Here is a 19385-nt window from a genome sequence, read left to right as displayed (position 1 = left end):
TTAAAGATCATTTAGTGCCGCTATTACGGCAAAGTCATGCATAATTACAGCACACTCTTCACATGCTGATTTTGACTTCATTTGAGGCTTCGCATATAGACTAGATAACGAAGCTTTGTAAATATCGGCATTACAGGTATGTAAGTCGTATGCGGTTGGCTTTTCTCTCTCGCAACTTTTTTCTACTACTTCTGAGATTTTTCCAGCTATACTCTTGACTTCTTTCATCGGTGTTATTACTTTTCCGACTGTACACCCTTTATCATAGATGTGGGTTACTAATAAAGAGTAGCCACGATAGTTTTTAATATCAGCCTTCACTAGTGGGCGGTTTGTTTGAATTACGTTGTTAATCATTGTTTAGCTCTCCCCTTCCCCTTTTTACTACCGTCTTTTTTTTATTTATAGTTCGTACGGCTACTTGCGCCCTAACTGAATCTTTTAGCGCTTTTAGCTCCTGCTCGTACATGAATGCATCTATTTTCGCAAGAACCTCGTCACCTAATGCCGTTCGTATTCTTCTCACGCTATCTTTATTTGGGCTTTGTAAATTATTCTCCCATCGAGTTACTGCGAGCTGATTGACTCCCACCATATCTCCGAACTCAGTTTGAGTTAAATCTAGTAGTTGTCGTGTAAAGCGGATTGTTGCAGCGTTCATTCCTATCGCCTCCTATATCTGCGTATAATTTATATGGTTAATATGTAAAAAAATAACTAGAGATGTCCCTCTACTTATTTGTAGATAACATAAGGTGGCGCCAACAAACTTAGTGTTAGCGCCCGAGTACTTTTGGCATAAAGCTGCTTCAGACAAGGGTACTATCTCCCTCACCTATATGTACGGCTGCCAGTGGTTTTCTTGTATAGTTCCACGAAACTTTTTTAAAGTTTTTTCGTAGTGACTCTTTTTTACCCCTTTGTGTCCGTGAATTGAAGGTATAATCTCTTAATCTCACTTTCTAGCGGGTTATTTAATACACCTCTATCGCATACATACGGACTGATTACGTAACCCCGCCCCTTAACGCCAGTCTTCGCACCGCTTACCGATATCATTGCTCCGCCATTAATAAGCGTTGATAATAGGTTGCGTGTCGAGTTGCTTGCAATACCTAAAATCTTCGCTATATCACAAGAATTTAGAATCTCTACGTTTGACGGCTCGAACTCTTGCGGATTCTTGCATAATACATATGTATCCTTATGTGCGTATGGCATTAGTTTGAAGATAGCGCCCGCTTGTCGGTCTGATAGTTTCGATAGAAGTTGTTTTGCTTCTTCTTTGTACACCTTCGTAAAGTTGACGAATGCGCCGCCAGTGTTTCCGCATCTTACTAAATCCTCGTTTATATAGTAGAGCGTTGGGCGCTGCGAGTTATCACGAATGACCGCACCGATCTTTTCTAATTCTTCTAGCGCTTTAAGAGTCGATTTCTTACCTCGCTTTAGTAGTTTCTGCATATCCTTTGTTGTTAACGGTCGAATGCCGTACTTACCTCGCCCAGTATCGTGCATTAATAAACCACCCGCATTCATTTGCAGGTATAATGATAATTTGAAGAATGCGCCGAGCTGATTTAATGTGACATGACTATATCGCTCGCCCTCGTTTCCATTAACCATTACGAAGCGACGTGTATCTTCCTTACGTGACTCTTTGTATCGAATCGCATCTAGTTCTGCTTGTGTGCGTACTCTTTGAGCCTCTGCGATTGCTACCGCCTGTTTTAATACTGTTTGCTGTGCTTCTGTTAGTCCTTCGATTGAGCTGCCGTGTACAATGGCGCTTACCTCTTCGAATAGATTGCCTGTTTTCTTCATTGTGTTTCCCCCTTATTTGGTGTAATCGGATGTAAACTTGTCACTTATTTGACACCTTCGTCTCTGAATTTGTCACTTATTTGACACCTTCGAAAATCGACTTCAACCTTAGAGCCGCAAGCGATGTAAACAGATTCGCCTATCAAAGTACTCTGTTATCTGTGTGGATAACGAAACATCTTTTGACGCAGCAAATACATAGCGTCACGGCTTCCTTAACGTCGCCGATTAACGTTGTGGGTAATGCGTTTAATTAAAAAAGATCCTACGCAGTAATAATTGATGTGAGAGCTAATGCGAATCACTCGGAGCGAAGCGCCGATATATCTTTTATCGTTTTAACCCTCACACCGAAATAGGTGCAGCTCATGTCTGTAATTGGCTAGCTTCTGCGAAATTTTTTAAAATTAATTTTTAACGCCTTCGTATGTATAAGTGCGCCAGCAGTCGAAAAAAGGGCGATTCTATTAAATTAAGTTGTGCTGCGTTTTATCTTCTCGTTTTCATAGGCGCACTAAAGTCGCTGTATTGGTATCTTGCTGCGATAATATAGACACATTGAGTTTAGAATTTTGCATACGAATTTTTTTAGATGTGAGGATTACGGCATTATAGAGAGACTCAGGTAAACGTGAGGACGGCACTAATGACTGCGCTGAGATTCGAAGTGCTTCGATAGGTAATGTGCTAGAGGCATGCGTTAGGTGTTAGCGACTGTTACGCCCTGAGTTCAATTTTTGTATTCGTAGTTTTAGTACGGCTGCTGCTGGGGTTATTGGTGGCGGCATGGGGGGATGAAGCTTTTTCGATTGGGTGTGACACCGTGACGCCGTGGCTTGTCTTCGCTCAAACCAAACGCTAGCCACCACAAACAAGCGCTACTTTCCTTCCCTTCAATTTCAGGCGCAGAAAACAAACAAAGGAAAACAACTTCGATAACATTCAATAACTTTCAATGCGTTTCAATCAAATGAAGCACAACGAAGAAACAACTTTAATTATCTTTTATTTAATTACAATTAACTTCGCTAGACTTCGCAGCTCAATCGAAACAAAGAACGAAGCAAGAAAGACAACGAAGAACTTCACGAACTCAATGCGTTTCAATTAAAGAATTAAAGAAAGATCATAAAATGAAAGAGCGCAGCAATACTGCATGACTACATACCATACGATACCTATAGCGATGCTGTGTGCCGTACTGGTACGCTGTGACGTGTTAGCCTGCTGGTATATAGATGTGTCTCCTGTATCCTGTGATGTGCCTAGCGTTGTGACTATACGCATTAAGTAACATAGATAGAAATAGCGTGACATATAACGCCTGTGTATGTCAGTATAGTGCGGGCTGTTACGTCGGCTATGGTATCGGGATATTGGTCTATAGTGCGGTGTGTTGGTCGAATAGGTGCGGCTATGTGTAGTGGTGTATTAATGAGAAGGCATGTACAAGGGTATTCGTATGCAGGTGTGATAGTGGGTAAAACAAATATCGTATTCTTTTCTTTCGAGTATTGAATACACTTTTACAATGTGATAAGATAGGCACACGAAATGTATTCAAAACATGTATTCTTTATTCAACGCAGAATAAATAGAAAAGGATGATAACATATGACAGTATATGGGTACGCACGTGTTAGTACAGTAGGTCAAAAATTAGAAGTACAAGAAGAGGCGTTACATAATGCAGGATGCGAAGTTATTTATTCTGAGAAGTTTACGGGAACAACGAAGGAAAGACCGCAGTTTATCGAATTAATGGATAAGATTGGCGAAGGTGATACGCTAGTAGTTACGAAGCTAGACCGCTTTGCACGTTCAACAAAAGATGCGATAGAACTTGTAACAGAATTATACGAGCGAGGCGTAATTGTTAACGTGTTAAACCTCGGCACTATTGATAGAAGTACCGCAGCAGGTAAGCTAATGTTTAATGTATTCGCTGCGTTCGCTGAATTTGAAAGAGATATGATTGTAGAACGTACACAAGAAGGAAAAGCCGCAGCTAGACAAAAAGCTGATTTCCGAGAAGGGCGTCCAACTATAGCAAAAGCGCAGATAGATACAGCTATGATGTTATTGAAAGATAACTCTATTCGTAAAGTGGCGCAGATGACAGGGCTATCAGTATCGACAATACAACGTTATAAGAAGAAAAGAGAGGCGGCGCAGTAATTGGCGGTGTCTTTTTTATTTTTAGGTACGTAAAGACTAACCCCCCCTGAGTTTCAAGACCTCCCTCCAGCAGAACGAGCAGCAGGTGGATAGCCGCTATTCACAGCGCCTCACACACGCCAATCTGACGACATTTTCCCCCGTGACATCGCTTATTTTGTAAATTGTTGTAATCATTGGAGTTAGACGTAAATCATCGTAAACACTACAGTCGCAAGGGATTCACTATTTCAGCGCTAAGGTTACCCGAGTTTACATTGAGGTTAGCGCCAACGAAATGTTTATGCATAATTAATAAACATCGACACTATGCGACATACCTTCCGCCTTTTCTCATTCTTAGACTTTACTTCTACTACCGCTTTTCCATGTCTCTTTTCTCGTATAATTAACAAAACTGAACAAATAAGCGTATTCTCAACGTTATACAATACATATCACCAGCCGAACGTCCCCTTCGAAACAGGAAGTATACGCAAGTACAAGTGATTAAGACATATTTTATCAAAGAAGTACTAGGCTCGCTGTTCTGTTTTCTTTAAAGATGTTAAAATTAGGATATATCAGTGAGGGTATTTGGAGGGATTTATGTCATGGGAACTAAAATGAAAAATGATGTAATAAAACTACTTGAAGAGTCTCTAGATCAATTAGAGAATCAAAAAGGAAGTGTTTTAACAGGAGTGCAAAAACTATCTCGTGCTGCTAAAATTTTGGATGATAAAGATACTGTTATTTGGTGTGAAATCCAATTAGGAAATAAACAATATACAACAGATTTAATAAAGTTTGTAACGTTATTTAGAGAACATGGAGAGGATGGAAGACTCTCAGGTGATTCATTAGAAGAATCTTACAGAATTATAGATGACCTAGAGGCAAAAGGATTAAAAGATGAACTCCATTTCTCTTTAGAGGAACTAAATATAAAATTGAATATACGTGGAGGCGGTTATAAAGGAATCGGTTTTATTGAGGAAAGATATAATGACTTAGTTCGATTAAAGCGTTGGAACGATGGTACATTTCATAAAAGTAGCTTAATTACTCATATTAGTTATGTTAAGAGAGTAGCGCATGAAAAAGTGACGGCACTTTACACAAAAATTGCTTACACAGACAGTGCGCAAACGGCTTTTGATATTTTAAAAAATGAAGTAGACGATAGATTACTTGATTTAAACCCAGAATTAGCTGAACAATTAATGCTCGCATTTAAATCTGTATCAACTGATAACCCCGAAGAATGGTCACAAGCACTAACTACATGTAGAAGGTTTATCGAGGGTTTAGCAGATGAACTATTTCCACCAATAGATGAAGAGGTAAACGGAAGAAAATTAGGCAAAACTCAATATATTAACAGATTATGGGCGTTCATGGATAAATCTATTGAAAGCAAATCCAACAAGGACTTGGCGAAGGCACATGTCGATATTCTAGGGATTTATCTTCAGCGTGTACACAAGTTAAGTAATAAAGGAGTTCATGCAGGCTTAGAAAGAGAAGAAGCCGTTAAAACTGTATTTCATACATATTTAATGGTGGCTGATATTTTGAAATATCTTGACCCTTCAATACAAACTAAACAAGATAAGTTAAACATTAACACAGCAAGTTTAGATGAACTCGAAAGCTTACTAGGGATTTCACGTAATACAGCAAAAGAGATAATAAAATTGAGAGTCAAAGAAGGAGAATTAACACTAGAACTCCTAAGCAATATTAAAGGAGTAGGACCTAAGACAATAGCTTTAGCGCAAGAAGAGTTTGCTTTTGAGGCAATAGCTTAAAAGTGACATAAAAATCGAAGCGCTACGAAAAGCATACCAGACTTACAATGTAGTGAAAGAATTATAAACGAGGCTGCTGGTTAAGGTAGCCCCGTTTTTTTAATGTCCGTACTTCTAACGGACTCTATTACGTTTTTAAATTAGTAGAGAAAAATACAAATCTATTAAATTATGATTTTTATGGCAAATCGTCCAAATAAATGTAGCCTTGAACTCTATAAATCGGTATAATAGAGTCATGATTTAACGACAAAAAGCCTAATACGTATTGGTAGTACGTAATAAGCTCATCATCTAAGAAAGGTGGTGAGAGAATGGATTTACAAACAGTTATCGCTTTGTGTGCAGTTTTAACTGTGATCTTTACTGTAGTGTTCGGAGTTCTTAACCTACTAGTAAATATTCTCACCAAAAAATAGCATTTATTATTTATTAGCTTCTCAGTGTTGGTAGCACCGAGGAGCTTTTTCTATGGTTTATGTTTTTTAAATATGGAGTAAACACATCGTTTACTTTACGGTCATAAGTTGCCTTCATTTTTAACTTAGTAGCAAAGTTTCCTCTCAGGAAACCTATAAGTAAAAAAATAATACAATTCACTTTAACGAAACCTACCTAAAGTTTACTCTAAGTAGCCTTATATTGAAAAAAAATATCCGTAGAATCCGTAAAAGTTCTCTTTTTGCGAACATCTAGCTTAAAATTTTTTCCGATAAGAAACTTTAGCATCAGAATTTGTCATTTTGACAAAATTGATATTAAAAAAAATTGACTGTCAGTCAACCTATTAGCAAAGCGATACAAGTTGTATCACTATAGCGATAACTTTATTATACGTAACTCACCTCCTTAGCACAACCATTTTATGCACATTTCTCCGCTTCATTTTCAACGCACCTCCTGCGTGCCCTTTTTCGTTCATCTTCTGAAAAACTTTTTTCTTTCATTTTTTACAAAGTGTTTTTGACGCATTTCTAGTTCACAAAAAACAGCTTCTCTACATTACAATTTTTCGCACTATTTAACAGCACTCATTTTCGCCTCTCTGTAGTCACTTAATTACCAACTGTACTCCCGATAATTCACGTTAACTCTCATCCAACTTACCCGCTGTCTCACTTATCGTATATTCTTTCTGCGTTTCCTGCGACGTTCTGTTACAATCGCTGCACCTATCGCAGTAGATATCAATAGGAATAATACGGCGATAATATCAACAACAAGGCTATCGAACTTAGACGATACACCAACAAATACTAGAGCCACTGTTAATACCGCTAACATAATTAAAGATACTTTATCTTCGCCCATACAAATTCCCCGCCTTCCGATATATCTTGTTTTTATTTTATCGTATATCGTAGCCTTTAGGATATCGCTCCCTTACTCTTATGTTTAATGAATTCCTTCGCTAATTCTTCCATGACTTCGTCGAGTGTTTCGTAAGCGTCGCTAATCATATCATTATAATTTGCCCCCACGCCTTCTTTACTAAGTAACTTAGCATTCTCTTTTAATATCGTATTAATATCATACTTCTCCTCGGTAAGTGGCGACATCTTCACTAGCGCTGATGTTAGCGAACAAATAACCGCTAGTTGCTGTTTTCGATTTAATTTCAATGTAATTTCTTTCATTTCGTACTCCTCCAATTATTAAATAAATAGTGCGTTTCCTTTGTGATCTTATTCTTCCGTTTCATTTTCGTTTATCTCTATTTTGTCGTTGCTATATTATTTAAGTTATATACCTTCAAATCAGCCCTCTACCTCTTATAGCGCCTGTGTGTCCTACGATATTCAGCCAACTTCCGCTAGTGGAGTGGCATTCAATACCGAATTTATGCTATTGACAATCGGTGACGCATCGACTAGCAGAGGCGAGGCAGTCGTAGGAAGCTGGGCGCAGTTTGAACCCCTATTTCGCATAGATAAAAAAAATAACGAAGAGTTTAAACTTCGTCATAATTTCGTAGTTTCTATGCGAATAGAGGTAAGGCGTTAGCAACTAGCGTCGGCTCGTTGTGTGAGGTTTCAGTAACGCATTCCCCGTCCTTGTGCTTTCGCACATATCGACTTTCTACACTACAAAACGTCCCATAGTGCGTAAATCTTTCGATACACCCTGTTACCGTAGTAACAACGTATTTCCACCCTGACCTTTAACGGCAGTCACCACCTAGACCTATACGACGCACGGGGAATGATATGCGTTGAGTTGTATAGCGCTAGTGTTTGCGGCGGTCTAGCTATCCTTTTACGTTTTTATAGCGGTACGGCTTCCGCTTTTTGACTTACCGCAGCTGCCTAAAAAAGGCATCACTAAAGACAACTTGCACCCTTCGAATTTTTTCGATAGAATGAAGCTAGATGATATCGGACTGATACGGCTTGTCCTGTATTCAGTTTAGATGTGTGTATGTTTTGAGTCTCCAGTTGGCGCTGGGGACTTTCTTCTTTTTAGTAAACTCTTTTGGTAGCTTTCTGATAGAACTTTGTTATTGGTGAAAAATCGTCATGACTACGACGTATTTCTTCTGTATCCATTTGAATATATCTGCGCATTGTTCGCATATCAGCCCAGCCGCCCATTTTCTGTAATGTAAATGGATCACAGCCGTTTAAAATCATATTTTTAGCCCATGTATGACGATAAACATGCGCAGTTACCTTCTTACCTTTAATACCTGCCTTTTCTGCGTAATACTTTAAGCGCTTATTAAAATGGTTCGCTCCTAGTAACTCACCGAAACAAGAAAGGAATATGCGGTCTGTTTTAAAATGCGCTCTATTCTCTTCGATAAGCTGTAGTAAGAGCTTCGCAACAAATGCCGATATTGGTACGTATCTAGGTTTGCGGTTTTTATTCCGTTCACCCGTCAACGTTATAAAGCGTGTTTTAAAATCAATCTCTTCTACTCGTAAATTAAGAGCCTCATTAATACGTAACCCGCTATCTAATAACAAATTAATAATTACAAAGTCTCGAAAACCTACATAATCTCGTTGATTAGGTTGCGCTAAGACCGCTTTTACTTCATCCTCTGTTAAACAATTCGTAAGGTCTATGTCTTGACGTAACAATCTTACGTTGTCCATCGGATTGTACTCTATTAACTCTTCACGCTCTAAGTAATTCAACATTGAGCGGTAAGTACGCAGCCGTATATTAATTGTCGTTTCTTTTAACCCTCTTTCTTCTCGATTAGTAATAAACTTGTGACCATCGTAACGTATGGCATCGTACTGTAAATAATTAATATAGTTACGGAAAATATCTGCTGTAAGTTCGTTAACATACTCTATATCGGAATAATTTTCTGCAAGCCAATCGGTAAAATAGCCCCACATCTTCATATAGTCTGTTAGCGTTCGTTCTCGCAGACCCTCTGCTTTTTTACCTGCTATCGCTATATCGAGAGCTTGCTGTAAGGTTATCTTAGGATACGACTTGTGCGTAGTGCGCTCAGCTCGCTTCTTCTTACGTTTTAATGCCAATAAAAAAACCCCCTCAACGAATGAATTTTGTAATTCACCGTCAAGAAGGCTCGGTATTATTAATCCTTATAGATGCGCAGTAGGGTTACGTAGATACACTTAGTTACTTGTGTATGGTCGAATTTCGAGCGTTATCTACCGCCCTCAATTCTCCATCCTCACCCTATACGCTTCATGTTTGCGAAAAGATTTCACGCTAATATCTCGGTACTAAAAACGTTGATTTGACGCACTTTTTCGTACTTAGCACTCTTCTGGCTTACCAGCATTCGATGCTGTACGGAAAGATGATCCACATCCGCATGATGCGATTGCGTTTGGATTGTCGATTGTGAATCCGCCGCCAAGCATAGATTGTTTATAGTCAATTTTTACTCCTTTAACAATTGGAGCACTTTCTGTATCGATAACAAATTCAACACCGAAAAACTCAAGAACTGTGTCGTCTTCTTTTGGTTCTACTTCAAATCCTAAGCCGTAAGAAAGACCGCTACATCCGCCGCCGTGTACAGCAAGGCGCACATACTTCTCTCCATCTTCAGCATCTTTTAACATATCTTTAATTTGAAAAGCTGCTTGTTCTGTTACTTCAATCATGAAATACACCTTCCTTTCTGTTCTTAGTCCATTATACATCTTTACGCTTCTATCTTGTACTCATACACTCCGCGGCAAATTACTTCCGCAGGTCCTTTCATCAACACGTTTCCTTCTTCAGTCCACGCAATCATTAAATCGCCGCCAGCTAAATGGACTGTAATTTCCTTACCACGTTCCATCTTTCCATTTAAAATAGCAGCTACAACTGCAGCGCACGCTCCTGTTCCGCAAGCTTGCGTTACACCAGATCCACGTTCCCAAACGCGGAAGTTCATCTCGTCATCATTCAAAATTTCGATAAACTCAACATTTACTCGCTCTGGGAACATTTCATGTGTCTCGAGAACTGGTCCAAGTGTTGTAAGAGGTGCTTTTTCTACATCATCAACAAAAATAACCGCATGCGGATTTCCCATTGAAACAGCTGTAAATGCATAACGATGATTATTGTATAAGAAGTTTTCACGGATAAATGGTGTTTCACCTTCACCAAGCATCGGTATTTCTGCACGTGTTAGACGCGGTGCTCCCATATCGATTTTTGCTAATGTCACGACACCAGCTTCTACTGTTACTTCAGCCGTTACAATACCAGCTAACGTTTCAATTGTGAAAACTGTTTCTTCTACTAGTTTATGCTCATACGCATATTTCGCTACGCAGCGTAAACCGTTACCACAGCTCTTTCCTTCAGAACCATCATTATTAAACATACGCATCTTCACCGGAGCTACGTCTGAAGGGCAAATTAAAATCATCCCGTCTGCTCCAATACCAGTATTAATATTTGAAACCTTTTCGGCCACAAGGGCTAAATCTTCTTCAGGAATTTGCTCTTCAAACATATTTACATATATATAACTATTGCCAAGACCATGCATTTTTGTAAAAGAAAATTGGCTCATTTATATTCACTCCAAAAATAATTTGTTATGTTAAGTATAAAATGCATGCTTTTAGAACACAATATGAATGTCCCCCGTTTCTCATATTTGACAACGTTTGGCGATGAGCCACTCTTACACAATTTGTGTAAGAAAAAAGCCCTTCTAAAAAGGGCCTTTTTTTATTTATTCTACTGTTTTCGATTGGGGAAGACTAATACTCAGTATTAGTCTTCCCCACGAAATAAAGTTTTATCTAATGAAAAAGGTGCTGCTAATTCGCAACACCTTAAAACATTGGATTTTCATCCAAATACTCATATACATTATTAACAAGCTCTTCTACTGTTGCACCTTGTACAACTTCACCATTTACAAGTGCAAATGGTCCTTCAAAACAAATGCCACAATATCCTAAACAACCATACTCCATTACATCTAAATTCGGATCTTTTTCTAATTTTTCTAGAGCTGCTTGTGAACCACTTGCAAGGTTACCTACACAAAATTCAATTAATGGTTTAATCAAAATTCTCCCCCCTGTACTACAAAACAAATTACCTTTTCACTTTATCTATAAGAAGAAAACTAAGCTGTTTCTTGTTGTTTTCGTTACACAGTCTAAACTATTTAGTTACTTCATTACTTCACTTCAAAGTAGATGATTTCTTCTATATAACATGCTACTTACAATGAAAGAGTAACTTAAAAAGAAAAACAGTTTACTTTTCTTCTTATTGTACAACAGAGTATTCATTCATGCATTGTTATTTGTTCACAAATTCGATATAATTTGATTGAGTAAAGTCAAAATATTTTATTAATATAAAATTTTATGATTAGGGGATATTTCAACAGAAAAGGGGTAATCCATCATGAAACACCTCGTAATACTAGGTGGCGGCTACGGTGGAATGAGAATTCTGCAAAGGCTACTTCCAAGCAACCAACTTCCAGATGATGTACAAGTGACATTAATCGACAAAGTACCATATCATTGCTTCAAAACTGAATATTATGCATTAGTTGCGGGTACTATTTCAGAAACGCATATTCGTATACCGTTTCCTGAACACCCACGCCTCAATATTCAATACGGCACAGTAACAAATATTGACCTCGAAGAAAAAGCTGTTCATCTTGATGGCGGCGAAGCGATCCAATATGATGATTTAATTATCGGACTTGGCTGTGAAGATAAATATCATAACGTTCCTGGAGCTAGAGAATATACACATAGTCTACAATCAATTGAACAAACACGTAAGACATATGAACAATTAAATAGTCTAGAACCAAATGCAACAGTAGCTGTCGTTGGTGCTGGCTTAAGTGGCGTTGAAGTAGCAAGTGAACTTCGTGAAAGCCGTTCTGATTTAAAAATCTATTTATTTGATCGAAAAGATAGAATTTTATTCCCATATCCAGAGAAATTAAGTAGATACGTAGAAGAATGGTTTGTAAAGCATAAAGTTAACATTATACGAAACTCTAACATTACAAAAGTAGAACCAAATATTGTCTACAACCACGATGAACCACTTGAATGTGATGCAATCGTCTGGACAGCTGGTATTCAAGCAAATGAAGTTGTTCGAAACCTTCCAGTTGAACAAGATGGTAGCGGACGGGTTGTCTTAACTAAATATCATAATATTCCAAATAACGATCATGTTTACGTTGTAGGAGATTGCGCAGCACTTCCACATGCACCATCTGCCCAACTGGCTGAAGGTCAAGGAGAACAAATTGTCCAAATATTATTAAAACGTTGGAATAATGAACCACTCCCGGATGAACTACCTGTTATTAAATTAAAAGGTGTTCTAGGATCTCTTGGTAAGAAGCACGGCTTTGGTTTACTAGCAAACCAACCATTAATGGGACGTGTACCGAGATTATTAAAATCTGGTCTTCTTTGGATGTACAAATATCATAAAGGTTAATACTTTACAGGCTGTCTACTATGTAGGCAGCCTCTTTGCATCAGTTTTTAAAAATTATCAGACACATCTTTCTCAATATTTATAATGATTTATTTTTCATTTTCATATTAAAAAATATTGATAAACATTGTATGCTATTTGTAAGTTGTTTTATTATTTCCTTTAAGACCGAATTCATTCGGTCTTATTTTTTATGTGATAAATACTTTTGTAGGAGGCATTACATTCCACTTATGAACTTATCGAAACTAAACAATCGAATAGAAGCGAAAAAGAAAGAGTTAATCTATCTCGTTGAACGATACGGATTCACTCATGATAAAGTGATTTCTTTCAGCCAAGAATTAGATCGTTTACTTAACTTATTAATAAAACTCAAGACGAAGAAAAAACGTTGTTCGTTATAACCATTTTCCCCTCTTTTTTTGATACGATATAACTAGAATCAGAAAGGAGCGATTTATGTTTATATTAAAAGACGTTATATATAAAGATATACTACACATTCCTTATTTACAGATTCAAAAAGAAAAGATTACTTGTATTATCGGTGAAAGCGGAAGCGGAAAAAGCACATTACTTCGCATGTTAAACGATTTACAATCCCCAACATCCGGTACAATTGAATATAACGGAAAGTTAATTTCTGATTATCACCCTATTCAATTACGTCGTGACGTAGTTATGCTTGGGCAAACTCCACCTATTTTTGATGGAACCGTTAAAGACAACCTATTAATGGGACTTCGTCTTTCTGAAAAACCATTTCCAAATGATGATGCCCTGCGGAGTGCATTACAAACCGTTAGCTTAGACAAGCAATTAGAAGATAGCACCTCCTCATTATCCGGCGGTGAAAAACAAAGACTTGCCTTTGCACGTATCGTACTTATGGATCCGCCTGTCTATTTATTAGATGAACCCACTTCAGCATTAGACAGTGATACAGAACGCCGCGTTATGAAACAATTTACTGAACTAGCACGAAAAAAGAAAAAAACAGTTATCTTCATCACACACTCGCAACAACTTCCAAAAGAAATTGCAGACGATATTATTGAAATTAGCAAAACAAAGGGTGCAACTAGAAAGGAAGTGCTCTCAGTTGAAGGGCATTATTGAACTCCAAATTTGGCAACTTGCAGCTGCCTATATTTTCATTCTTATTTTAATTGGACTTGTAAAATTAAAAGGAATACCTCGCGAAAAACAAATCGCGCTCGCAACATTCCGTATGACGATTCAGCTCGTACTTGTTGCATATGTCCTTACATACGTATTTGAAAACAGTAATCCATTTTATACAATCGCTCTCATCACTTCTATTACTACCTTTGCAATTTTTAATATTTATAAACGGGTTAACATCCCAATGTCTAAAGAATTAAAACGAGTAGCCGCCCTTTCCATGGTCGCCGGATCAATTGGGCCACTTCTACTATTTATCTTTGTTATTATCGGTCATGACCCTTGGTATGCTCCGCAATATATCGTCCCTATTACAGGAATGTTAGTTGGGAATGCCATGACTGGTGTTTCTCTTGGTGCAAATACGTTCTTAAACAATATGAAATCGCAAAGAGGTCAAATTGAAGGTGCACTTATGCTCGGCGCAACACCGAAAGAAGCTGCTGCTCCGCTCATTCGAGACGCTTTTGACTCTGCTATTTTACCAACAATTAATTCTATGGTCGGAATGGGAATTATAAGCTTACCAGGCATGATGACTGGTCAAATATTATCCGGTGTATCACCATTCACAGCCATTCAATATCAAATCGCCATCATACTCGGTATTTCTGGAAGTACTGCCTTTGCTGTCATTATCTTTTTACAGCTTGGATATAAAACGTTCTTTAATAAGCGATGTCAGTTGAAAGAGGTTGACTATGATGCGAGGTAAATCGTAACTTTCGCTCAGTAAATGATGCATCGTTCTCGGTGAGTGAAATTATATTAACGATTTTTTCAATATATCTATCATAACTTGCAATATATCAACGATTTTTCAAATATATCTATCATAACTCAGAATATATCAACGATTTTGTACGAAATATCGACTTACCGACAAAAAGTGACATAATAAAAAGAGGAGGCTATTCGCCTCCTCTTCTATTTACTTATGCCTTCTTAACGAACTGTGATTTTAACTTCATAGCTCCGAAACCGTCGATTTTGCAATCGATATCGTGATCGCCATCAACTAGACGGATACTCTTTACTTTCGTACCGATCTTCACAACTGAAGAAGTTCCTTTTACTTTTAAATCTTTAATAACAGTAACAGCGTCGCCATCTTGAAGAACGTTTCCGTTCGCATCTTTTACAACTTTTGCACCATCATTATTTTCAGCTTCTGCTTCTTGGCCCCACTCATGAGCACATTCTGGACATACGAAAAGAACGCCATCCTCATACGTATATTCTGAATTACATTTTGGACAATTTGGTAAAGTAGCCATAAATTTATTTCCTCCGTTCATTATTTATACGTAAAAATCAAAATTGATGTTTACATCTCGATAAATAAAATTTGTATAGCATTTCTTTATAGTGCCATAGTCTCACGTTATTGACAACCCTACCTCAAATTCTCATTTTTTATTGTATTTTACAAAATTTCAATTCGTATGCCGTTTTTCTATTTGCTCTTCCACTAATTTTAAAAATCTTCGTTGTGCATTTTTATTTTTTTACGAGCAATCAAACCCTTAGCGAACTTTGTAGTTCGTAATAAATAACTTTCGATACTTCTCGTCTTCATATGTCATTCGAAACCATTCATACTGCTGCAAGTAACGTATGTTAACATCAATCTTTTTCGTGTGTAAACCCGTACTTAAACTAATAGATCCTATTAGAGCTTCTATTCATGCTGAAATCATTTCTCTCCCCCTAATAAACAAAAGAAGAACCTTCGCAAGATTCTTCTTTTCAAAATGAACGAGTTCCCTCTAGAACCCCCAATTATTTTCTTCAATGTAAATTTGATATTCTTCTAATTCTTCTTCACTTAACTTCTTATTATTTTCATATATCTCTTGCCACTCGAAATAATCTTCATCGAAATAAACAGCAAATTTAATTTTCACGTTTTTCTTCTCTGTATAATCATAACCAGTAAACTCTACTACGTCATAATCTTTTTCTTTCTTAACAAACTTCCAAGTTGGATTATCAGTCATAATCTCTAAAGTAACCCCTTCACCGCTTGAACGAACAACGTTTTTAATATTCGGTTCAGTTGGTAAAAAGGACAGCCCGAACGCAGCTAACCCAAACACAATCCCGACTATAACCTGTAAACCAATCATACCAGCAATACTCACGCCACCCTTTGATTGTAAGAAATACGCCTTCTCATGATCAGACGAATCTTCTCCCTTACGAAAAACACGAACAGCATGCTTGTAATATAAACGGTTTCCTTGCCATCCAGTAAATATCATCATTCCTAATTGAAGAGCTAAATTAAATGTTACATAAATCCCATCTGGAATATCTATAAAAGGGGGTATAACTATACTAGGTATAGCCAATAACGCAAATATAATAAATAACTTATACATTTTTCGATAAGCTAACCAAAAAGTTGGGAAGAAAAAGGCTACCCAATTCCATGTATTCCCTTGCGCTGGATTTTCTACTTTACCCCACTTAAAGTCATAATAAGCTGTATTCTTTTGAACAACTTTATGTAATTCTTGTGGAGAAATCGTTTCTTGTAAAACAGTGTCCTTCACGTACATCATCCTTTTCTTATTTCTATATACATTTATTGTATATGCACAAAATGAAGGAATCTAACAAAAAGTACACATATTTCATAAAAATGAACTTAAATCGAATATATTCCGACAATTATCCGTTTCTTATTTCATTTTACTTTTAAATATATTAAAATAATCATGTATCATATCTTTAATACACTAAGTTAATTATTTTATATATTCACTAAAAAGGATGCATCAAAATCATTTTTATACATCTTTTTTAGTGAATATATACTACATTTCCTCCCTCTTAATCACATTGAAATACTATTTTATTTCTCGCACATTCCCCTTCACTTTCTCAATAATATCTTCTATACGCTTCGCTATACATTCCAGCTCCCAGTCTCCCTCACCGTGCATAGCTGTATAAACTGGACAATTCTCATCATTACTATCTACAAAAATCGGGTCTCCAAGATATGAATCTATCCCTATTACAATCCATCCTTCTTTCCAATCTCCTTCTTCATTCCCGACTAAGCTTTGTCCTTCTTCATCAAAACTATAACCAAGTTGCCCTTCTTCTATTTCTTCACTATTAAACAATTCTATCGTCATAGGTTCAGATTCATACTCTAGCTCAATTTCATTATCATCAGCACGATCTACGTGTGCTAAAAGTTGTTTAATTTTATTGTGGTTCATCATAATAGTTTCTCCATTCCATTTTTCGGAAATTCCATTTTATTCATAATAAGCTGCTGCGAACAACATCTGGGCAATAAACTTCCATGGAATATTTTCTGGAAGCTTCTCCCCTTGATTTATATAAACACCTTCATAAGCACCTAACCAACCGTGTAATGCATCTAAATAATTCTCTACCTCTATGTTCTCCCATTCATCTTTATTCACTTTAAAATCTTTTTGAAGGTGTACAAGAAATTTCAATAAGTCTTCTTTAGAATTTACATGATCAAGGTATTCAAATACATCCATATTTTATTTCTCCCTCTATCGCTCGGCATTTAAACTAACTATAATATATGACATAAGATTCTTAAAACTATTATTTGAGGAGTTCCGATATGAAGACTACAATTTGGACAGAAGATGATTATTTAAAACTAGCACCTATAAACGACGAACTAATAAAAAAAGCAGAAGATGCACTGAACGTAAAGCTTCCAGAATCGTACATAAACCTGCTAAAAGAACAAAACGGAGGAACACTGCGCCTTGATGCTCACCCTACTTCAGAGCCGAATTCTTGGGCAGACGATCACGTTAATGTTTCTGGCTTATATGGCATTTCTTTTGATGAAAATGAATCTAGTATTTTAGAGAGCCGTTATTTAATTCAGGAATGGGAAATGCCTGAGAATCTCGTACTTTTATCTGGGGACGGACATACGTGGATTGCATTAGACTATCGCAATACTGCTGAAAATCCTCCAGTTATATTTATCGATAATGAGATGGAGCAAATTATTGAATTAGCACCTAATTTCGAGAGTTTCTTACAAAACTTAACTACGTACGAATATGACGAAGAGTAAGCCTCACTCTAAAGAGGAGAAAAATTTCATTACAAATTTGCACGCTGCTTTAAAACCACTTGGATTTAAGAAAAAAAGACATACATTTTGCAAAGCTGAAAACGGATTTTATAAGCTCATTAACATACAAAAAAGCCAGTTTGAAGATAGTTTTTATATAAACATCGGAGTTCACCCGCTCGGTCTCCCGCAGCTTATTACAGACCAGTTACAAATACAAGAAAACATTTCAATATTCGATTGCATTCTACAAAAGAGAATAGAGCCTATACATATGAACCAGAACCAGTTATTGCATAATGTTTCACATGAAACTATCAACATTCCGAATTACCTTTCTACTATTTTCGACTGGTTTCAAGTGTGGGCGTCTTATGAAAATTTAGCAAAAACAAATATACACGCTATTACTCCGGTGCTAGCTGTCGTTCCAATATTACAAGAAAAAGCATTCTTGCTTCTTACTTGTTTCTCTTTCTACAAATTAAAACAGTACGAACAAGCTAACCGCTATTTACAGCAATATTTGCATTGTGCTGTAAATCTTAATACCGAGGAAAAAGAGCAAGTATTCTTTCACGAAGTTGATATGTCTACTAGTGCTTTATATTCCTCTTGTAACTTTTTAAATTGTTCTTCATACTTTTGCATCTTTACCATATCCGTTTTCGAATTAAGGATTGGTCTTCTTCTCCCAATCACCATTATATTCTTTCCCTCTATTGCATCGTTCATATATACGTAAGGTCTGAAAAATTCACATTTCGTATATGGCAATGCTACAGATAATTTTGCATACTCTTCCACCTTAAATTGATTAGATAAACTTAACTCTCGTAAATTTTTCAATTGGATTAAAGGTTCTAACGAATCATCTTTAACCTTTAAGTTCATAAGAGTAAGTTTTTTTAAATTCTGTAATGCAGCGAGTGGTTGTAAAGTTTGTACTTTCATTGCTGTATTTATCCCACCGCCCATGTAAAAGGTATTGAGTTGCGGACACTTACTTAAAGCACTTAAATCTTCTAGCTTAGAAAAATCATCAATTAATAAGGATTTGAGTTTTTTATTATACGCGATATCCCATAACGTCTTCGCTTTTGTATTCCAGCACATATACAACTGTTGTAAATCTGATAACTTCTGAAGGCCACTTAAATCCTCTACCCGCATTTCGTAAACATATAATATATCGGGACGAGCATACGAAAGAATATGTTCAAACTGTTTTTGATTTACTGCGAAAACCCATAATTTCTTAACTTGTAAAGATGCTAGTCGTTCTATATTTTTTGTTTTCCCCTCAATCGCTAATTCTTCTAAATTAGCAGTAACATTTTCCAAGTCCTTTATAATCCTCGGCTGCTCACCAATCGGAAACATTT

General features: G+C 36.8%; 21 protein-coding genes and 2 pseudogenes. 8 read left to right on the top strand and 15 right to left on the bottom strand.

The window, feature by feature from the left end:
* The 3 genes from EBQ15_RS14425 to EBQ15_RS14415 form a co-directional block, all read right to left on the bottom strand.
* Positions 1-357: a hypothetical protein gene (locus tag EBQ15_RS14425; protein ID WP_000609554.1), complete on the bottom strand. Its 357-nt coding sequence runs from the start codon at positions 355-357 to the stop codon at positions 1-3.
* Positions 350-661 (bottom strand): helix-turn-helix domain-containing protein, encoded by a 312-nt coding sequence (locus tag EBQ15_RS14420; RefSeq protein WP_000990555.1) that lies wholly within the window; start codon positions 659-661, stop codon positions 350-352. Before EBQ15_RS14420 ends, EBQ15_RS14425 begins: the two co-directional genes overlap by 8 nt.
* 251 nt (positions 662-912) lie before the next feature.
* A complete protein-coding gene (locus EBQ15_RS14415; RefSeq protein ID WP_000750748.1) occupies positions 913-1824 on the bottom strand; it encodes a hypothetical protein in 912 nt (303 codons plus the stop codon).
* A gap of 1614 nt (positions 1825-3438) precedes the next feature.
* Between EBQ15_RS14415 and EBQ15_RS14410 the strand changes: the two genes are divergently transcribed.
* Entirely contained in the window at positions 3439-4002 is a 564-nt protein-coding gene (locus EBQ15_RS14410; RefSeq protein WP_000219450.1) for a recombinase family protein, read from the top strand.
* A gap of 593 nt (positions 4003-4595) precedes the next feature.
* A complete protein-coding gene (locus EBQ15_RS14405; RefSeq protein WP_000536879.1) occupies positions 4596-5795 on the top strand; it encodes a ComEA family DNA-binding protein in 1200 nt (399 codons plus the stop codon).
* A 1119-nt stretch (positions 5796-6914) separates the two neighbouring features.
* Here EBQ15_RS14405 and EBQ15_RS14400 read toward each other — a convergent pair.
* The 6 genes from EBQ15_RS14400 to EBQ15_RS14375 all read right to left on the bottom strand — a co-directional run bounded on the left by EBQ15_RS14400 (position 6915) and on the right by EBQ15_RS14375 (position 11305).
* On the bottom strand, positions 6915-7106 hold the full coding sequence (locus EBQ15_RS14400; RefSeq protein ID WP_000503423.1) for a hypothetical protein: 192 nt from the start codon (positions 7104-7106) through the stop codon (positions 6915-6917).
* A gap of 56 nt (positions 7107-7162) precedes the next feature.
* Positions 7163-7432 (bottom strand): hypothetical protein, encoded by a 270-nt coding sequence (locus tag EBQ15_RS14395; RefSeq protein WP_000659214.1) that lies wholly within the window; start codon positions 7430-7432, stop codon positions 7163-7165.
* Positions 7433-8254: 822 nt separating this feature from the next.
* The gene (locus EBQ15_RS14390) at positions 8255-9292 is read right to left on the bottom strand and encodes a tyrosine-type recombinase/integrase (protein WP_001185537.1); all 1038 of its coding nucleotides are present in this window, start codon (positions 9290-9292) and stop codon (positions 8255-8257) included.
* A 243-nt stretch (positions 9293-9535) separates the two neighbouring features.
* Positions 9536-9889 carry a HesB/IscA family protein gene (locus EBQ15_RS14385; RefSeq protein WP_000573825.1) on the bottom strand — a complete coding sequence of 118 codons (354 nt, stop codon included), beginning with the start codon at positions 9887-9889 and terminating at the stop codon, positions 9536-9538.
* 41 nt (positions 9890-9930) lie between these two features.
* Complete coding sequence (gene dapF / locus EBQ15_RS14380) at positions 9931-10797, bottom strand: diaminopimelate epimerase (protein WP_000077391.1); 867 nt, start codon at positions 10795-10797, stop codon at positions 9931-9933.
* 268 nt (positions 10798-11065) lie between these two features.
* Entirely contained in the window at positions 11066-11305 is a 240-nt protein-coding gene (locus tag EBQ15_RS14375) for a YuzB family protein (RefSeq protein ID WP_000595026.1), read from the bottom strand.
* Positions 11306-11651: 346 nt separating this feature from the next.
* Here EBQ15_RS14375 and EBQ15_RS14370 point away from each other — a divergent pair, with 346 nt between their 5' ends.
* The 4 genes from EBQ15_RS14370 to EBQ15_RS14355 all read left to right on the top strand — a co-directional run bounded on the left by EBQ15_RS14370 (position 11652) and on the right by EBQ15_RS14355 (position 14625).
* Complete coding sequence (locus EBQ15_RS14370; protein WP_000682077.1) at positions 11652-12722, top strand: NAD(P)/FAD-dependent oxidoreductase; 1071 nt, start codon at positions 11652-11654, stop codon at positions 12720-12722.
* Between the two features lie 233 nt (positions 12723-12955).
* Positions 12956-13129 (top strand): aspartyl-phosphate phosphatase Spo0E family protein, encoded by a 174-nt coding sequence (locus EBQ15_RS14365; RefSeq protein ID WP_001054089.1) that lies wholly within the window; start codon positions 12956-12958, stop codon positions 13127-13129.
* A 55-nt stretch (positions 13130-13184) separates the two neighbouring features.
* Entirely contained in the window at positions 13185-13844 is a 660-nt protein-coding gene (locus EBQ15_RS14360; protein WP_000470262.1) for an ABC transporter ATP-binding protein, read from the top strand.
* A complete protein-coding gene (locus EBQ15_RS14355) occupies positions 13828-14625 on the top strand; it encodes an ABC transporter permease (protein ID WP_000676009.1) in 798 nt (265 codons plus the stop codon). The genes EBQ15_RS14360 and EBQ15_RS14355 overlap by 17 nt, the downstream gene beginning before the upstream one ends.
* Before the next feature lie 220 nt (positions 14626-14845).
* On the opposite strand, the gene phnA is transcribed toward EBQ15_RS14355, so the two are convergent.
* From phnA to EBQ15_RS14335, 5 genes and pseudogenes are all read right to left on the bottom strand, one after another.
* Complete coding sequence (gene phnA / locus EBQ15_RS14350; protein WP_000212737.1) at positions 14846-15187, bottom strand: alkylphosphonate utilization operon protein PhnA; 342 nt, start codon at positions 15185-15187, stop codon at positions 14846-14848.
* A 159-nt stretch (positions 15188-15346) separates the two neighbouring features.
* Positions 15347-15595 (bottom strand): annotated as a pseudogene (locus EBQ15_RS31610) (hypothetical protein).
* Positions 15596-15679: 84 nt separating this feature from the next.
* A complete protein-coding gene (locus EBQ15_RS14345; RefSeq protein ID WP_002001368.1) occupies positions 15680-16477 on the bottom strand; it encodes a DUF2628 domain-containing protein in 798 nt (265 codons plus the stop codon).
* A gap of 288 nt (positions 16478-16765) precedes the next feature.
* Positions 16766-17149 (bottom strand): hypothetical protein, encoded by a 384-nt coding sequence (locus EBQ15_RS14340; RefSeq protein ID WP_000980938.1) that lies wholly within the window; start codon positions 17147-17149, stop codon positions 16766-16768.
* A 36-nt stretch (positions 17150-17185) separates the two neighbouring features.
* Entirely contained in the window at positions 17186-17440 is a 255-nt protein-coding gene (locus EBQ15_RS14335; protein ID WP_000382290.1) for a DUF7660 family protein, read from the bottom strand.
* Positions 17441-17529: 89 nt separating this feature from the next.
* Between EBQ15_RS14335 and EBQ15_RS14330 the strand changes: the two genes are divergently transcribed.
* Together EBQ15_RS14330 and EBQ15_RS14325 are read left to right on the top strand one after the other, a co-directional pair.
* The gene (locus EBQ15_RS14330) at positions 17530-18000 is read left to right on the top strand and encodes an SMI1/KNR4 family protein (protein ID WP_002001370.1); all 471 of its coding nucleotides are present in this window, start codon (positions 17530-17532) and stop codon (positions 17998-18000) included.
* Positions 17987-18616 (top strand): annotated as a pseudogene (locus EBQ15_RS14325) (DUF4304 domain-containing protein); the annotation flags it as partial. The gene EBQ15_RS14330 and the pseudogene EBQ15_RS14325, both read left to right, overlap by 14 nt.
* Here EBQ15_RS14325 and EBQ15_RS14320 read toward each other — a convergent pair.
* Entirely contained in the window at positions 18577-19383 is an 807-nt protein-coding gene (locus EBQ15_RS14320) for a leucine-rich repeat domain-containing protein (protein ID WP_000483953.1), read from the bottom strand. The pseudogene EBQ15_RS14325 and the gene EBQ15_RS14320 sit on opposite strands and share 40 nt — an antisense overlap.
* Positions 19384-19385 lie beyond the last annotated feature (2 nt).

The organism is Bacillus sp. 2D03 (assembly GCF_003946765.1).
Lineage (GTDB): Bacteria > Bacillota > Bacilli > Bacillales > Bacillaceae_G > Bacillus_A > Bacillus_A cereus.
This window is presented reverse-complemented; position numbering and strand designations above follow the sequence as displayed.

Coding starts and splice junctions, on each gene's coding strand:
- EBQ15_RS14425 (WP_000609554.1), bottom strand. CDS start 357: ATGATTAACAACGTAATTCAAACAAACCGCCCACTAGTGAAGGCTGAT.
- EBQ15_RS14420 (WP_000990555.1), bottom strand. CDS start 661: ATGAACGCTGCAACAATCCGCTTTACACGACAACTACTAGATTTAACT.
- EBQ15_RS14415 (WP_000750748.1), bottom strand. CDS start 1,824: ATGAAGAAAACAGGCAATCTATTCGAAGAGGTAAGCGCCATTGTACAC.
- EBQ15_RS14410 (WP_000219450.1), top strand. CDS start 3,439: ATGACAGTATATGGGTACGCACGTGTTAGTACAGTAGGTCAAAAATTA.
- EBQ15_RS14405 (WP_000536879.1), top strand. CDS start 4,596: ATGGGAACTAAAATGAAAAATGATGTAATAAAACTACTTGAAGAGTCT.
- EBQ15_RS14400 (WP_000503423.1), bottom strand. CDS start 7,106: ATGGGCGAAGATAAAGTATCTTTAATTATGTTAGCGGTATTAACAGTG.
- EBQ15_RS14395 (WP_000659214.1), bottom strand. CDS start 7,432: ATGAAAGAAATTACATTGAAATTAAATCGAAAACAGCAACTAGCGGTT.
- EBQ15_RS14385 (WP_000573825.1), bottom strand. CDS start 9,889: ATGATTGAAGTAACAGAACAAGCAGCTTTTCAAATTAAAGATATGTTA.
- dapF (WP_000077391.1), bottom strand. CDS start 10,797: ATGAGCCAATTTTCTTTTACAAAAATGCATGGTCTTGGCAATAGTTAT.
- EBQ15_RS14370 (WP_000682077.1), top strand. CDS start 11,652: ATGAAACACCTCGTAATACTAGGTGGCGGCTACGGTGGAATGAGAATT.
- EBQ15_RS14365 (WP_001054089.1), top strand. CDS start 12,956: ATGAACTTATCGAAACTAAACAATCGAATAGAAGCGAAAAAGAAAGAG.
- EBQ15_RS14360 (WP_000470262.1), top strand. CDS start 13,185: ATGTTTATATTAAAAGACGTTATATATAAAGATATACTACACATTCCT.
- phnA (WP_000212737.1), bottom strand. CDS start 15,187: ATGGCTACTTTACCAAATTGTCCAAAATGTAATTCAGAATATACGTAT.
- EBQ15_RS14345 (WP_002001368.1), bottom strand. CDS start 16,477: ATGATGTACGTGAAGGACACTGTTTTACAAGAAACGATTTCTCCACAA.
- EBQ15_RS14340 (WP_000980938.1), bottom strand. CDS start 17,149: ATGATGAACCACAATAAAATTAAACAACTTTTAGCACACGTAGATCGT.
- EBQ15_RS14335 (WP_000382290.1), bottom strand. CDS start 17,440: ATGGATGTATTTGAATACCTTGATCATGTAAATTCTAAAGAAGACTTA.
- EBQ15_RS14330 (WP_002001370.1), top strand. CDS start 17,530: ATGAAGACTACAATTTGGACAGAAGATGATTATTTAAAACTAGCACCT.
- EBQ15_RS14320 (WP_000483953.1), bottom strand. CDS start 19,383: ATGTTTCCGATTGGTGAGCAGCCGAGGATTATAAAGGACTTGGAAAAT.